General features: G+C 46.7%; 17 protein-coding genes. 9 read left to right on the top strand and 8 right to left on the bottom strand.

What is annotated here, in order from left to right:
* Nucleotides 1-39: 39 nt before the first annotated feature.
* The 5 genes from ACH10T_RS01965 to ligA form a co-directional block, all read right to left on the bottom strand.
* Nucleotides 40-696, bottom strand: coding sequence for a DUF2188 domain-containing protein (locus ACH10T_RS01965; protein ID WP_394807661.1), 657 nt, complete (start codon nt 694-696; stop codon nt 40-42).
* Nucleotides 697-929: 233 nt separating this feature from the next.
* Entirely contained in the window at nt 930-1,463 is a 534-nt protein-coding gene (gene def, locus ACH10T_RS01960) for a peptide deformylase (RefSeq protein WP_394807660.1), read from the bottom strand.
* Nucleotides 1,453-2,199 carry an S-methyl-5'-thioinosine phosphorylase gene (locus ACH10T_RS01955; RefSeq protein ID WP_394807659.1) on the bottom strand — a complete coding sequence of 249 codons (747 nt, stop codon included), beginning with the start codon at nt 2,197-2,199 and terminating at the stop codon, nt 1,453-1,455. The genes def and ACH10T_RS01955 overlap by 11 nt, the downstream gene beginning before the upstream one ends.
* 12 nt (nt 2,200-2,211) lie before the next feature.
* Nucleotides 2,212-2,757, bottom strand: coding sequence for a hypoxanthine-guanine phosphoribosyltransferase (locus tag ACH10T_RS01950; RefSeq protein WP_394807658.1), 546 nt, complete (start codon nt 2,755-2,757; stop codon nt 2,212-2,214).
* 14 nt (nt 2,758-2,771) lie between these two features.
* Complete coding sequence (gene ligA / locus ACH10T_RS01945; RefSeq protein ID WP_394807657.1) at nt 2,772-4,799, bottom strand: NAD-dependent DNA ligase LigA; 2,028 nt, start codon at nt 4,797-4,799, stop codon at nt 2,772-2,774.
* 122 nt (nt 4,800-4,921) lie between these two features.
* On the opposite strand from ligA, the gene ACH10T_RS01940 reads away from it, so the two are divergent.
* The 8 genes from ACH10T_RS01940 (at nt 4,922) to ACH10T_RS01905 (ending at nt 11,031) form a co-directional block, all read left to right on the top strand.
* On the top strand, nt 4,922-5,767 hold the full coding sequence (locus ACH10T_RS01940; RefSeq protein ID WP_394807656.1) for a DUF2914 domain-containing protein: 846 nt from the start codon (nt 4,922-4,924) through the stop codon (nt 5,765-5,767).
* 40 nt (nt 5,768-5,807) lie between these two features.
* Nucleotides 5,808-6,353 (top strand): NUDIX hydrolase, encoded by a 546-nt coding sequence (locus ACH10T_RS01935; protein ID WP_394807655.1) that lies wholly within the window; start codon nt 5,808-5,810, stop codon nt 6,351-6,353.
* 85 nt (nt 6,354-6,438) lie between these two features.
* The gene (locus ACH10T_RS01930) at nt 6,439-7,560 is read left to right on the top strand and encodes a D-alanyl-D-alanine carboxypeptidase family protein (protein ID WP_394807654.1); all 1,122 of its coding nucleotides are present in this window, start codon (nt 6,439-6,441) and stop codon (nt 7,558-7,560) included.
* A 30-nt stretch (nt 7,561-7,590) separates the two neighbouring features.
* Nucleotides 7,591-8,463, top strand: a complete 873-nt coding sequence (locus tag ACH10T_RS01925; RefSeq protein WP_394807653.1) for a D-amino acid aminotransferase — start codon at nt 7,591-7,593, stop codon at nt 8,461-8,463.
* Nucleotides 8,464-8,503: 40 nt separating this feature from the next.
* Nucleotides 8,504-8,770, top strand: coding sequence for a YbeD family protein (locus ACH10T_RS01920; protein WP_394807652.1), 267 nt, complete (start codon nt 8,504-8,506; stop codon nt 8,768-8,770).
* Nucleotides 8,767-9,447: a lipoyl(octanoyl) transferase LipB gene (lipB, locus tag ACH10T_RS01915; protein ID WP_394807651.1), complete on the top strand. Its 681-nt coding sequence runs from the start codon at nt 8,767-8,769 to the stop codon at nt 9,445-9,447. The genes ACH10T_RS01920 and lipB overlap by 4 nt, the downstream gene beginning before the upstream one ends.
* Entirely contained in the window at nt 9,437-10,381 is a 945-nt protein-coding gene (gene lipA / locus ACH10T_RS01910; RefSeq protein ID WP_394807650.1) for a lipoyl synthase, read from the top strand. Before lipB ends, lipA begins: the two co-directional genes overlap by 11 nt.
* A gap of 290 nt (nt 10,382-10,671) precedes the next feature.
* The gene (locus tag ACH10T_RS01905) at nt 10,672-11,031 is read left to right on the top strand and encodes a hypothetical protein (protein ID WP_394807649.1); all 360 of its coding nucleotides are present in this window, start codon (nt 10,672-10,674) and stop codon (nt 11,029-11,031) included.
* Between the two features lie 215 nt (nt 11,032-11,246).
* Here the strand turns inward: ACH10T_RS01905 and ACH10T_RS01900 are convergent, their stop codons facing one another.
* From ACH10T_RS01900 to ilvD, 3 genes are all read right to left on the bottom strand, one after another.
* Nucleotides 11,247-11,663 carry an OsmC family protein gene (locus ACH10T_RS01900; protein ID WP_394807648.1) on the bottom strand — a complete coding sequence of 139 codons (417 nt, stop codon included), beginning with the start codon at nt 11,661-11,663 and terminating at the stop codon, nt 11,247-11,249.
* A gap of 103 nt (nt 11,664-11,766) precedes the next feature.
* Entirely contained in the window at nt 11,767-12,078 is a 312-nt protein-coding gene (locus ACH10T_RS01895) for a c-type cytochrome (protein WP_394807647.1), read from the bottom strand.
* Nucleotides 12,079-12,359: 281 nt separating this feature from the next.
* On the bottom strand, nt 12,360-14,033 hold the full coding sequence (gene ilvD / locus ACH10T_RS01890; RefSeq protein ID WP_394807646.1) for a dihydroxy-acid dehydratase: 1,674 nt from the start codon (nt 14,031-14,033) through the stop codon (nt 12,360-12,362).
* 106 nt (nt 14,034-14,139) lie between these two features.
* On the opposite strand from ilvD, the gene lgt reads away from it, so the two are divergent.
* Nucleotides 14,140-14,961 (top strand): prolipoprotein diacylglyceryl transferase, encoded by an 822-nt coding sequence (gene lgt, locus ACH10T_RS01885; RefSeq protein WP_394807645.1) that lies wholly within the window; start codon nt 14,140-14,142, stop codon nt 14,959-14,961.
* The last annotated feature ends 478 nt before the right edge of the window (nt 14,962-15,439 follow it).

Genomic DNA, 15,439 nt, shown 5'->3' with positions numbered 1-15,439 from the left:
TCGTCAAAAGGGCAGTTAATGAAGACGCATTTGTCAAAGTCAGTCGTCGGAAGCGGCATGAGACTCCTCCGACTTGATGACTTCTCGTGATGCTATCGTCCCATCCTCTCGGTGGATCACCAATTCCGATAGCCGGTGCTTGCCGGCGATTCTTCTAGCTGCGGCAATCGCCTCTTCCTGGGTCTTATGAACGCTTGTGGCGCGCGAAGCCCCGGCACGCTTAACAGACCATCCCGACTCGCGCATGATGACATGGTAGTTCTCATGCTCCTGCGTCTTTGAAGGCCGCGGAAGAGATTGCAGGCGCTCCTCTACCAGAGCCGCAACGTCGTCGGCGTTTGTCTCTGACCAGTTAAGGGAGGCGAGGTTGCCGAGAAGGCCGGTGCTTGCTGCGCCGACGATGATGGGGAGTATGGCAAAGGAGTCTCGCAATCGAGAGTGCGCCACGAGATTGCGAAGCTCGGATGACGCCCACTGGCTGTGCGTGTAGCTTTCTGAGACTATGACGATGCAGAGCTTAGATTCCTCGTATATTTTGGTTAGGTAATCGTAGAGATTGCGTCCCCACAGCTCTGACTGCGCGTACTCATCAAAGAAGACATGGATCCCTCTCTTCCGGAGGGATTCGGCGATCTGACGCGCAATCGGTCTGTCTTCGCCCGAGAAGGAAATCGCAACGTCGTAGAAATGAGGCATCTTCAGGGGTCCCTATTAGGTTTTGTTGGCATAACTAAAATTAGCCAGACAGCAAAAAAACTCAAATGCCTGCATCTATCTATTTGTGATTAGATTATTCATTTTATATCAATACACTACTATTAATACCGTCATTATCAACCCCTATTATTTCACGGATGACAATCATTCAATGATACTCGCATGAAATGCGGATCACTCTCTGTGGTTTCCGTATTTTTTAAACTAACCATCTAATCATCGATAACCACTTGCCCCGGAAACAGCACATCCGTAAATCCAAACAAACGAAAATCCTTAATCCGCATCGGATACAAAATCCCCTGCAAATGGTCGCATTCGTGCTGCACCACGCGCGCATAAAAACCGCTGACGGTGCGATCTATCGCCGCGCCATATTGATCCACACCTTGGTAGCGCAGTTGCGCGTAGCGCGGCACCATGCCGCGCATGCCGGGTACGCTGAGGCAACCTTCCCAGCCGTCTTCTTGCTCATCGGATAACGGCATCAACTGCGGATTAAGCAGAACCGTAAACGGAACTTCGTCGGCATCGGGATAGCGTTGGTTCTTTTCAAACCCAAAAATCACCACCTGCAAGCTCACGCCGATCTGCGGCGCAGCCAATCCTGCGCCGTTCAAATGCGCCATCGTGTCCTGCATGTCCTGAATCAGTGCGTGCAGTTCAGGGGTATCAAATTGATCGATGGGTTTGGCCACTTCGAGCAATATGGGCTCGCCCATTTTTAGTACCGGTTTAATCGCCATGACAACTCACCACATGTTCCAATATGTTTCTGACACCCACCATCGCTTGTTCCAACACGGCATAGATCTCCGTAAGCGGGATTGCATTGACGTTAGTGCCGCGTCCGGCGGCATAATTCGCCACCACGGCAATGGTAGCGTAATTCAATCCCAGTTCCCGTGCCAGCGCAGTTTCCGGCATGCCGGTCATGCCGACCATATCCGCTCCATCGCGTTCCAAGCGGTTGATTTCGGCTGCCGTTTCAAGCCGAGGTCCCTGTGTCGCTGCATAAACTCCTCCATCAATAATTGTTTCATTGGCATTACTCGCCGCTTTTAGCAGCAATGCCCGGGTTTTCTGGCAATACGGCAGGGTAAAGTCAATATGGGTCACGCGTTGATCCGTTCTATCAAAATAGGTAAATTTACGCCCATGGGTATAATCAATGATCTGATCCGGAACCACCAACCGGCCCGGCGTCAAATCGGCGCGGATGCCGCCCACCGAGGCCACAGCGATGACATGTGACGGTTTCAATGAGTGCAACGCCCATAGATTCGCACGATAATTGACCGCATGCGGCGGTATCGTGTGGCCATGCCCATGCCGCGCCAGAAAAACGATGTCCTCATTTTTCATCTTACCAAACGTCAATGGCCCCGAAGGTTCGCCATACGGTGTGCGTATGATTTGCCGGTGCGATATTTCGAGGCAGGATAATTGCGTCATTCCGCTGCCGCCAATAATTGCAAACATGATTCTCCCGTTTCAAACTTTTACTGCATAGATCGCAGGCAAATTCCGCCACGCGCCGTGAATATCCATGCCAAAGCCGAACACATAACGATCCGGCACCGTCAATCCGACAAAATCGGCTTTAAATGGTTTGAGTTTGCCCGTTTCTTTTTCTGTCAGTACCGCACTATAAAATGCCTTAGCACCATTTTCCAACACTTTGTCACGAATTGCGGCCAGCGTAATCCCTTCGTCGAGAATGTCATCCAGCACCAAAACCACTCGATTTTTCATCGTTTCCGTAGGTTCGGCCAACCAGTGAATTTCCCCGCCACGCATTTTTTTGTTATAGCGTGTCAGGTGCAAATAATCAAAATCCAGCGGAAATCGAAGTTGCGGCAGCAATTGTCCGGTAAACACCACAGCCCCGCCCATCACGCATAAGACCAAAGGCTGTTGCTGCGATAAAGTTTGCGTGATCGCTTCGGCCAGGTGGTGCACCGTTTGCGATACCACTTGCTCCGAGTAAATCAATTCAGCAGTATGCAGAATCTGTTGCGTTTGTTGGTAGGTCAGCATAAAAATTCCAAATGTTATTGCAGTAATTCCAGCAGTCCTGCTTCGTCGAGCACCGGAATGCCGAGACTCAACGCCTTATCATGTTTACTACCCGGATCGGCACCCACGACGACATAATCCGTTTTTTTGGAAACACTGCCGCTCACTTTACCGCCTAGCGCTTCAATTTTTTCTTTGGCTTCTTCGCGGCTCATTGTCGGCAATGTTCCGGTCAGCACAAAGGTTTTTCCACTCAGTGGCGCCGCCGCTTGGATTAATTCGGATTTTCCTTCGTGCTCGTCCCAGTGCACACCGCTGGCACGAAGCTGTTCAATCACTTCACAGTTATGTGCTTCAGCAAAAAAATCCACAAGGCTTTGCGCCACCACCGGGCCAATATCCGGAATTTGCTGTAAGCGCTCAGTATCCGCTTCTATCAACCGGTCCAGACTGCCCAAATGCGCGGCTAGATCCTTGGCAGTCGCTTCCCCGACATTGCGGATACCCAGCGCATAAATAAATCTCGCTAACGTAGTGTGTTTGCTTTTTTCAATCGCCTGCAAAATGTTATTCGCCGACTTATCCGCCATGCGTTCCAGATTCGCCAGCGCCGTTATCCCCAACTTATACAGATCCGCCGGTGTGCGCACGATGGCATTGTCCACCATTTGATCGACCAGCTTATCTCCCAACCCTTCAATATCCAACGCGCGGCGCGAAGCAAAATGCAAAATGGCCTGTTTGCGCTGCGCCGGGCAAAATAATCCGCCGGTACAGCGCGATGCTGCCTCATCCGGAAGCCGCACAGCCTTGGCGCCGCACACCGGACAATGCACCGGCATGTTGAACATTTGCGAATCAACCGGGCGTTTTTCCAGAATCACCGATACGATTTCCGGAATCACATCGCCAGCGCGGCGCACGATGACGGCATCTCCAATGCGCACATCCTTGCGTTCGATTTCATCCGCATTATGCAATGTCGCATTAGTCACCGTCACCCCACCGACAAATACCGGCTTTAAGCGCGCAACCGGCGTCAACGCGCCGGTTCTGCCGACCTGCACATCAATAGCCAGCAATTCTGTGACCGCTTCCTGTGCGGGAAACTTATGCGCAATCGCAAACCGTGGCGCGCGCGATACAAAACCCAGCTTCTCCTGCTGCGATAGAGAATTGACTTTATACACCACACCGTCGATCGCATACGGCAGATTCTCGCGCTGCGCACCAATCGCTTGATAATAATCCAGCAATCCCGGCAATCCCGTGACTACCTGGCATTCTTTGGCCACCGGAAAATGCAAACTGGAGAGATAGTTCAGTATGTTGCTGTGCGTATCGCGCGGCATGTGCGCATCTTCATATTGCCCAACGCCATAAGAAAAAAATGTAAGGCGCCGGGTCGTGGTGATAGCAGGATCGAGTTGACGCAGCGATCCTGCCGCCGCATTACGCGGATTGGCAAATTCCTTTTCACCTTTGGTCAACTGCCGTTGATTCAGTGCCAAAAAATCTGCTTTCAGCATCAGCACTTCGCCTCGTACTTCCAGCAGCGGCGGAGGACTCTTGACCGGCAGTGATAATGGAATCGATTTGATCGTCTTCAAATTCAGCGTAATGTCTTCACCGGTATTACCATCGCCGCGCGTCGCACCGGTTTTAAAAATACCATTTTCATAGCATAAGCTGACTGCCAATCCGTCAAATTTTGGCTCTACCGTATATTCCACATGATCAACCGATAATCCTTCGCAGATTCGCCGGTTAAATGCTTCGACTTCTGTATCGTCAAACGCATTATTCAATGACAGCATCGGGATACGATGCGTGATCTGCGAAAAGGCCTTGAGCGGCGCGGCACCAACGCGTTGCGTCGGGGAATCGGCGGTGATCAATTGCGGATAATCTTGTTCGACTTGCTGTAATTCGCGTAACAACTTATCGTATTCCGCATCGGGAATACTCGGATTATCCAGCACAAAATACCGGTAGTTATGTAATTCGATTTCAGCACGCAAATCCTGCACATGCTGGTTTATTTTCTCAATTTGGTCATTCATAGCTAACAAGTATAGCGAATACCGGTAAGACGCGGTTTCAGTTATTTCTGAAAAATCCTTTATACTGCGCATTCAATCAGAAAACCAAACTTTCGACATCATGATGTCTTGAAAAACGCGATATGGAAAATAATAAATTAAAAATACGCATTCAAATCCAGCAACAACCACCGCAAACCATTGATGAAATTTATCCTGACCTGCCCGAACCTGAAGTCACTTATGAAGAGGTGTTGGATTGGAGAAAAATTTCAATCGCGGCGTTGATACTTTTACCCATATTGATTCTGATCGGTTATCTCCTATTCGCTGATAAAGACAATGAAAAATCGCGGAATGAGCCACCCCCGATAGATTCAATTATTTCTGTGCCTGAAAACACAACTTCTCTGGATAAAACCGAACCGCCAACCGGTTCAAGCGATAAAGCATCAGAAACGCTTCCCGATCAATTGATAATCCAGTCGAATACGCAGGTTGATCCGGTTGGCTCTAGAGAGACTGCGGTTGCAAGCAAAGCGATTGCCACACCCATCAAAAAACCGGAGTCGGCAGCAGTCATTAATCAACCGGCTATAACCGGGATAAAAATACCTAAGACTGCACGACAGCCGAAACCCCAAAAAATATCGGACCACCCGGAGGTTGTCAGAGCACAATTAAGCCATGCCATAGAAGAACGGGAACCAGTTGATTCTATTGATGCGATACAATTACGCCCCGGAGAATCCAAATCCATTCATTTCTATCTGCATTTAAAGAATCTGCAGGGCAAGAATATCCGCATCAACTGGTATAACGACGACAAACTGGATTCCCAATTGGCGTTGCAAGTGCATAATAACAATTGGCGCACGCATGCCAGCAAACAACTGGATCATCGACGATTGGGTCCATGGCGCGTTGAATTAATCGATGCATCCGGAAATCTTCTGGCGATGAAGAATTTTACCGTCACCCAACACTGAAGCCCGTTCACACTATCGATACTGAATTTGAGGATTCACTATGAAATACTGCAGTAATTGTAGCGCCACCGTGGAATTGTTGATACCCGAAGGCGATTCTTTGCCGCGTTATGTCTGCACTACCTGTAACATTATTCATTATCAGAATCCCAAAATGGTTGTCGGGTGTATTCCGGAATGGGAAGATAAAATTTTATTGTGCCGCCGTGCCATTGAACCGCGCCAGGGCTGGTGGACTTTACCGGCTGGCTTCATGGAAAATAACGAGACATTGGAACAAGCTGCCGCGCGTGAAACTTTGGAAGAAGCCAATGCCAGAGTAGAAATCGGCGATCTGTACGCGGTTTACAGCCTCCCTTACATTAGTCAGGTTTATGTGTTATTTCGCGCACGACTGCTGGATCTTGATTTCAAACCCGGTATTGAAAGTCTGGAAGTCAAGCTATTAGCCGAGAATGAAATTCCTTGGGAAGAAATGGCTTTTCGTGTTATCCATGATCCCTTAAAGCAATACTTTAAGGAACGAAAACTGGGAAAATTGGGGTTTCATAGGGGTGTCATTGACCGGCCTCACAGCAACCCCTGAGTAATATTATTGTTTTTTCTCCTAAAAATCGAAGGTTTTAGATTCTCTAATGGCAGGATATAATGTTTATTTTTTGCAGATTCCTATGAAGCATCTATTCGTATTATTACTAATGTGCCTCGCTGTCTCGTCAGTATCTGCCCAACAACAAGACATCTCCATAGCGGCAAAAGCTTACATGCTCTCAGATTTTCAAACCGGGCAAGCATTGGCTGGTCAGAATGTACATGATCGTATAGAACCCGCATCTCTGACAAAACTGATGACTGCTTACGTGGTTTTTTCCGCTCTCAAACAGAATCAATTATCGTTGAATCAAAATATTCCCGTGTCTGAAAGCGCCTGGAAAATGATCGGTTCGCGCATGTTTATCGAGCCCACTAAACAAGTTACGGTCGATGAACTACTCCGGGGAATGATTGTTCAATCGGGAAATGATGCTTGTATTGCTCTGGCAGAAGCGGTTGCAGGCTCGGAAGCCAACTTCTCAAACTTGATGAATAAAGAAGCCGGACGTTTGGGAATGAAAAATACGCATTTTACGAACTCGACCGGATTACCCGATCCCAATCTCTATACAACGGCGCACGATTTGACTTTATTGGCAGCCGCTATCATCCGTGATTTTCCCGAGTTTTATCCGCTTTATTCACAAAAAGAATACACGTATAACAATATCACTCAGCCAAACAGAAATCGTCTTCTATGGCTAGATCCGCATGTAGACGGCATGAAAACCGGATGGACCAAAACTGCCGGTTATTGTCTGATTACATCGGCGATACGGGATAAACGCCGGCTCATATCGGTGGTAATCGGCGCCCAATCAGCCAATGCGCGCAGCATGGAAAGTCAGCGGTTACTCAATTATGGCTTCCAATTCTATGACACCCTGCATTTATACAAAAAAAACGACTCGCTCACCACCATCCATTTATGGAAAGGCACTCAGAATGAACTGAAAGCCGGATTTGATCGGGATGTTTATTTTACGTTGCCCAAAGGCCAGGCTGACAAACTGAAAGCTACCATGGAATATAAACAACCCCTGATAGCTCCGGTTCAACTGGGACAAGAGGTCGGTACGGTAAAATTCACGCTGGATGACAAAACTGTAGAAACTTACCCATTGGTTGCTTTGGAAAAAGTTGAAACAACCAATATCTTCGGTCGTGCGTGGGATAGTGTAAAATTGCTTTTTAACTAATCCTGCCTCAACACATCGCAAAAGGTTCACATGATATATCTGAACGGTAAGTTTATGCTCATTGAGGAAGCTTGTGTTCCTGTTTTGGATCGCGGTTTTATATTTGGTGATGGCATCTATGAAGTAATTCCGGTTTATTCCCGCAAACCATTCCGTCTCGCTGAACATCTCAACCGGCTGCAACATAGCCTGGATGGCATTCGTTTAAAAAATCCATTCAGTGATACGGACTGGAAAAATCTGCTGGAACAAGTCATCGCAAAAAATGAAGGCGAAGATCAATATCTTTATCTGCACATCACGCGGGGTGTAGCCAAACGGGATCATGCTTTTCCTGCTAACGTTCCGCCTACCATTTTTGTCATGAGCAATCCGCTGCTGCCACCGCCCGCAGAACTGCTGGTCAGTGGCGCATCCGCCATCACCGCCATTGATAATCGCTGGATACGCTGCGATGTCAAAGCGATTTCATTGCTACCCAATGTACTGCTGCGTCAATTGGCTGTGGATGTGCATGCGATTGAAACCATCCTGATCAGAGACGGGTTCCTGACCGAAGGGGCCGCCAGTAATATTTTTGTTGTTAAAGACAAAGTGCTGCTGGCACCTCCGAAGAGCCATTTGATGTTACCCGGAATCACTTATGACGTAATTCTTGAATTGGCGGCAGCAAACCAAATCGCACATGAAGTCCGTGAAATTTCAGAAATAGAAGTACGTAAGGCTGATGAGATCTTACTGACATCATCCACAAAAGAAATTATGCCGATCACATCACTGGACAACAATTCAGTGGGGAATGGAAAACCGGGAGCGATGTTTGCCCAATTGCACGCACTCTATCAACAGTATAAAGCGACGCACATGCGCGGCAATGTCTCCGTTGGTACAAGAGATTTGTAAAAAGCACACCTGAAATATTCAAGCAGTAGCCGTTGCGCACATGACAGAACAGCTTTCTTTAATCGAATATCCCTGTGACTTTCCCATCAAAATCATGGGTAAAGCACAGCAGGATTTTACGCAAGTAGCGTTGGCGATTGTCAAATACCATGCGCCTGATTTTGATACCACAACCATGGCCGTCAGAGCCAGCAAGAGCGGCACGTATTTAAGCATTACTTGCACCATTCACGCCACTTCCCGATCGCAACTGGATGCGCTGTATCAAGCATTATCGGAGCACCCCATGGTAGCCGTGGTACTGTGAATGATCATGCCGCAACAGCATTTTCACCGGTTTCTGAGCGACAGCGTTTTATCGTCAGAAAAATGGGCCTATCCGATTACCAGACGACTTGGCAGGCAATGAAAGATTTTACCAATGCCCGGACTGAACAAACCTGCGATGAAATCTGGTTATTACAACACCCGGCCGTTTTCACGCAAGGCATTGCTGGAAAACCCGAGCACCTGCTGTATAACACTGGAATTGATTTAATCAACACAGATCGCGGCGGTCAAATCACCTATCATGGACCAGGGCAAATCGTCGCTTATTTACTACTGGACATCCGTCGGTTAAAACTTGGTGTGCGTGAATTGGTCAGAAGTATGGAAAATGCCGTGATAGATGTGCTAAAAGACTATCATATAAAAGCGGTTGCGCGAGTTGATGCGCCAGGTGTCTATGTTAATCATGCAAAAATCGCTGCGCTGGGTTTAAAAATAAAGAAAAATTATTGCTACCACGGTATCGCACTCAATGTGGATATGGATTTAACGCCTTTTTCTTACATTAATCCATGCGGTTATCAAGGGCTGCAAGTGACGCAAACCAAAGACCTGGGCATAACCGATGGTTTGGAAATTCTAAGCAATAAGCTGATAAACCGATTACAAGAAAAATTTCTTAAAGGAATAAGTATTTACCACCATGACCACTGATACCCGCCAAAAGGGTGCTGACAAAACGGCACGCAATCCGATTAAAATTACCCCGCAATCCCGCAGTGATCTACTGCGCAAACCCTCCTGGATCCGTGTCCGTTCGTCCAACAGTGAAAACTTCTACGAAGTCAAACGACTGCTACGCGAACATAAATTGCATACAGTCTGTGAGGAAGCTTCTTGTCCGAACATCGGTGAATGTTTTGGCAAAGGCACCGCTACTTTTATGATTCTGGGTGATTTATGCACGCGCCGTTGCCCCTTCTGTGATGTCGCACATGGCAGACCGAAACCACCGGATGTCGATGAACCACTTCATTTGGCGCAATCCATTGCCGCCATGAAATTAAAATATGTCGTGATTACCAGCGTGGATCGTGATGATTTACGGGATGGCGGCGCGCAACACTTTGCCGATTGCATCCGTGAGATACGCACCCATTCGCCAAATACAAAAATAGAAACGCTAGTGCCGGACTTTCGTGGCCGATTGGAAATTGCTCTGGAAAAACTCGCCGCTTGTCCGCCCGATGTTCTCAACCATAATCTCGAAACCGTACCCAGATTGTATAAGCAATGCCGGCCTGGCGCGGATTACGCAAACTCATTGAAGCTCTTGAAAGACTTTAAAGCGGATTTCCCTCATATTCCGACCAAATCAGGTTTGATGCTGGGTTTGGGTGAAACGGATGAAGAAATTATGGATGTATTGCGGGATTTGCGTGAACACAATGTGGAAATGCTGACCATTGGCCAATATTTACAGCCCAGTATCGGTCATCTTCCGGTGATGCGCTATGTCACCCCCGAAGACTTCAAAGTATTCGAGGAAGCGGCGTTTGCAATGGGTTTTAGTCACGCGGCCTGCGGACCAATGGTGCGTTCCAGCTACCATGCCGACCAGCAAGCGCATGAATCCGGCTTATTATAACGATAAGCTGTCGTACGGCACGCTAGATTCAATAAAATTGAATCCACTCACTGATTGACACAATCTGAAAATATTTTAAAATTGCGGCGCGTTCTGTGGCTTACCTTCTGAAGCAGCAGTACATTAGAAATATTCTCGTGTAGTGTTAATCGTGGTTATTGAGTCGAGGTCAGATGGAAAAACTATAGTGATGATCTTTTCGATTGAAAAGATAAAGTTTGTAACAAGATTTAGAAATTTAATTTATTAACAATGGTTCTATAACTTTTTATTGGATTGGTTTTATATATATGAAAAAATTACTTTTTGTTGTTCTGGTTTCTATGATGTTTTCTAATAATCTCTATGCAAAAAAAGCTAAGAGCAGTGGATCAAAAGGCACACTTAGCTCCAAATCTACAGTTGCACCACAAAAGAAAACTGACGCACCGAATCAGGCACCCGCCGCGCAAGCGCCGGCCACCAATTCTAACGCGGCAGCTAGTGCACCAGCTCAGAATCCATCACTCCTTCAATCAGTTATGCCAGCGTTGGTCGGCGGTGCAGTTGGAAGTTATATCGGCAGCAAATTGGCCGATGATGGAGAAACTGAAAAAGCAGTAGCAGAGAAAGCAGAAAAGAAAGACGAACATCCTTTAATAGCAAAATAGAAGAAATATTATTTTTAGCAACTGAATAAATTTCCCGGATCTGTTTTTATAAGAATGCTCGGTTCTTGAGCAATTCCGGCACAGCTTCAGTGCAAAATTTCCTTATTTTGCACTGATTCGTTGGCTGTTAGCAGATCAGCACATACCATTCATCAGTATGTAGACGGATAAGGAACAAGAAACAGAACGCATTGCTCACAGAGTTTATTTCGTTGTCATGCGTTATTAATCTCAAAATCATGCGTTATTTTTACGGTGTTCTTGAGCATAATCGAGGCCGAGCAATACTTTTCTGCGGATAGATTAATAGCGCGCTCGACCTGCTGCGGATTCAAATTATTTCCTGTGATAATGAAATGCAAATGGATATGGGTAAATACTTTAGGATCAACGTCGGCACGCTCGGCTTCAATTTCTACCACACAATCGGTGATATCCTGACGGCTTTTTTTTAGAATCAACACTACGTCAAAAGTGGTGCAACCGCCTAGCCCCATCAGCAGCATTTCCATCGGACGCGGTCCGAGGTTCTGACCGCCCGCATCCGGTGCACCATCCATCAATACCGAATGACCACTGCCTGATTCAGCCAGAAAACTAACATTTCCTTGCCATTTGATACGCGTTTCCATTGCTCCCCCGGTTGTCAGAACAGAAATTCCTGTAAATATTTTTTGATGCTGCAAATAAAAAGCCGACGTTATGACGCGTCGGCTTTTATGTAACCGGAATGACTTATTTCAGGGTCAAAATAAAATCAGCTAGCGTTTTAGCATCATCTGGTTTAACGGCAGCATTTGGTGGCATTGGAATTGGACCCCAAACCCCATTACTTCCTTTTAGTATTTTGTCTGTCAAGTATGCAGAAGCGTCAGCTTGGGCTGCGTATTTTCCAGCGATATCTTTCAAACTTGGGCCAACCAGTTTGGTATCAACATTATGGCAATTCAAACAGCCACTGCTTTTTGCCAGATCTGCATTAGCTTGCGCAACGCTGGCTAACAATAAAGCTGATGCAGCAACTGCTCCTATTAACACTTTTCTCATATTTTTTCCTTATTAAAATTATAAAAGGGTTTTTATTCTACCCTGAACTTCACGGATCTGCAGCAAATCCTGTCAGTTTGTTATTTCAGCATACAGCCTATTGCCGTATAACCACGTACTTACCGAATCAGCTGCAATTTATAATGATACTGCTTTGCTGAGACTTAATGGTAAATTAATTAGTTCCAGCGGAAACGTTGAAATTATCAGCTATGGAAACCGGCATTGTAAGATGCTTTACAGGATTAGCCATAGCCAGAAATCGTGTACTAAACGACATACTAATCCGTTATAGCTCCGGCACTGGCACTAGATACCTGCTTCGCATATTTAGCCAGCACCCCACGCGAATAACGTGGTTGCGGTGGCTGCCATGCCGCGCGCCGCTGCACCAAAACAGCATCCGGCACATTCAATTGTAATAGCCGCTGTTCGGCGTCAATAGTAATCGAATCGCCTTCCTGTACCAGTGCGATAGTACCTCCGGAAAAGGCTTCTGGCGCCACATGCCCGACCACCATCCCATAGGTGCCACCCGAGAAACGCCCATCGGTAATCAGTCCAACAGAATCTCCCAGTCCCTCACCTATCAAGGCCGAAGTCGGTGACAACATTTCCCGCATACCGGGCCCGCCTTTAGGGCCTTCATACCGAATTACCACAACATCGCCGGGCTGGATTTTGCGGGCAAGAATCGCCGCCATGCAAGTCTCTTCCGATTCAAACACGCGTGCAGGTCCGGTAATTTTAGGATTTTTGATTCCGGAAATTTTTGCGACACAACCTTCTGTGGATAAATTGCCTTTCAGAATCGCCAGATGCCCCTGGGCATACATCGGATTGCTCCATTGGCGAATTACATTCTGATCGGCACGCGGCGCATCCGGAATATCTTTCAAGATTTCTGCAATGGTTTGTCCGCTGATGGTGATGCAATCTCCATGCAGCAGACCATGCACCAGCAACATTTTCATCACCTGAGGAATACCGCCTGCGCGGTGCAAATCGGCCGTGACATAACGTCCGGAAGGTTTTAAATCACACAGTACTGGCACTTTGCCGCGTATCCGTTCGAAATCATCAATGTTCCATTCAACTTCAGCCGCATGTGTAATAGCTAGAAAATGTAAAATCGCATTGGTAGATCCGCCCACCGCCATAATCACGGCAATAGCATTCTCAACCGATTTACGGGTAATAATGTCGCGTGGCAAAATCTGTTGTTTGATGGCATTGACCAATACCTCGGCAGATTGCCCGGCACTGACTAGTTTTTCATCGTCCTCGGCGGACATTGTTGATGAATACGGCAAACTCATTCCCATCGCTTCAAAAGCAGATGACATGGTATTAGCAGTGAACATGCCGCCACAAGAACCGGCACCGGGGCAAGCATGGCGCTCAATCTGCAACAATTCCGCGTCATCTATTTTATGCGCACTGTGTTGACCCACCGCTTCAAATGCGCTGACAATGGTCAGGTCCTGACCTTTATAATGACCCGGTTTAATCGTTCCACCATAAACAAAAATTGCCGGTACGTTCATGCGCGCAATAGCGATCATCGCACCTGGCATATTCTTGTCACAGCCGCCAATGGCAATCACACCATCCATGCTTTCCGCCTGTACGCAGGTTTCAATGGAATCGGCAATCACTTCGCGCGAAACCAGAGAGTATTTCATGCCTTCCGTACCCATCGAGATCCCATCCGACACCGTGATGGTGCCGAACATTTGCGGCATGGCACCTGCTTGCCTCAATGCCGATTCCGCTTTTAACGCCAGCTCATTCAAACCTTTGTTACACGGTGTAATGGTGGAATAGCCATTGGCAACCCCCACGATTGGTTTGTTGAAATCCCCATCATTAAAACCAACGGCGCGCAACATAGCGCGGCTGGGTGCGTGTTGAGCGCCTTGGGTGATGACTTGGCTACGTTTATTATCTGGCATGCTTGCTCCTGAATGATATAAAAATACAATTTATGACAAGGCGTACGATTATCACAAACGCACTTGGTATAATGATGCGTATTTTACCGTAAATAAGGCCGAAACTATGCTCGTTAATCCTCAAATTGATCCCGTTGCCATCTCACTGGGACCACTTTCCATCCATTGGTATGGATTGATGTATTTGATCGGCTTTGTGCTGTTCATCCTGTTAGGCCGTTATCGCATTAAACACAATCCGCATTCCGTATTTACCAATGAAATGCTCGATGATGCCCTGTTTTACGGGATGTTGGGCGTGATCCTCGGTGGGCGCCTGGGGCATGTGTTGTTCTATCAATTCGGCTATTACCTGGAGCACCCTCTACAAATTTTTGCTATTTGGGAAGGCGGCATGTCTTTTCATGGCGGGTTTCTTGGCGTTTTAGTCGCTATGATCCTGTTGGCTCGTAAACACAATCTACCATGGCTAGCAATAACCGATTTCGTCATCCCACTGATTCCTCCAGGATTGGGAGCGGGCCGTATCGGCAATTTTATCAACGCCGAATTATGGGGGCGCCCTACCGATATCCCATGGGGGATGGTTTTTCCCTATGTCGACGAACTCCCCCGCCATCCTTCTCAACTCTATCAATTTGCACTCGAAGGTGTAGTACTTTTTATATTCATTTGGATTTATTCTTCCAAACCCCGCGCAGTAGGCGCAGTCACCGGTATGTTCATGATCGGCTACGGTGTTTTACGTTCATTTGCAGAATTCTATCGCGAACCGGAAGATGGCTTTATGGGGGTACTAACACTGGGAATCACGATGGGACAATGGTTGTCCATTCCAATGATTTTGGCGGGAATAACCGTGTTAATTTTATCGATTAATCAAACAGTTATATTGAAAAATAATCTACGAAAACGTAAAAAACGTTAAAAGTGACAGATATCAAAAAATTAACCCCTACTCACAATTATTTATCATTTTTCTACGTTTAATTTCTAACTCTAATTTTCCACTTATTTTTGTTAAGATTTTATATAAAAGACAGTCTCCAACTAATTTAACTCAAACAAATCACATTCATTTAATGGAAACCGTGAGACAAAGAACAGGGTTTTCCCAATATACTCATCACAGAAAGAAGACTAAAATGCAGTGAGGTCGATTTCCAGATTTTCTCGAACCAGCATATTGGTTAAACAACAGATCCAAGGATCACAGCTTGACAGCTAACTTATTCATTCCACCATTCAAGCTTTCTCGCACCCTTGATGTAATCAATAACGAGTGACTACTGACCATAGATTATGTCCTAAGGAAACGCTGAATGACTCATCGCGCAGTAGAGATCAAGCCGAGTGATTATGTAATATTGCGACAATTTGCCCAATTTTGACCTGAATCGCATCAT

The sequence above is a fragment of the Nitrosomonas sp. genome (assembly GCF_043753625.1).
GTDB lineage: Bacteria > Pseudomonadota > Gammaproteobacteria > Burkholderiales > Nitrosomonadaceae > Nitrosomonas.
Note: the sequence above shows the minus strand (reverse complement) of the source record. Positions and strands in the feature narration are given on the sequence as shown.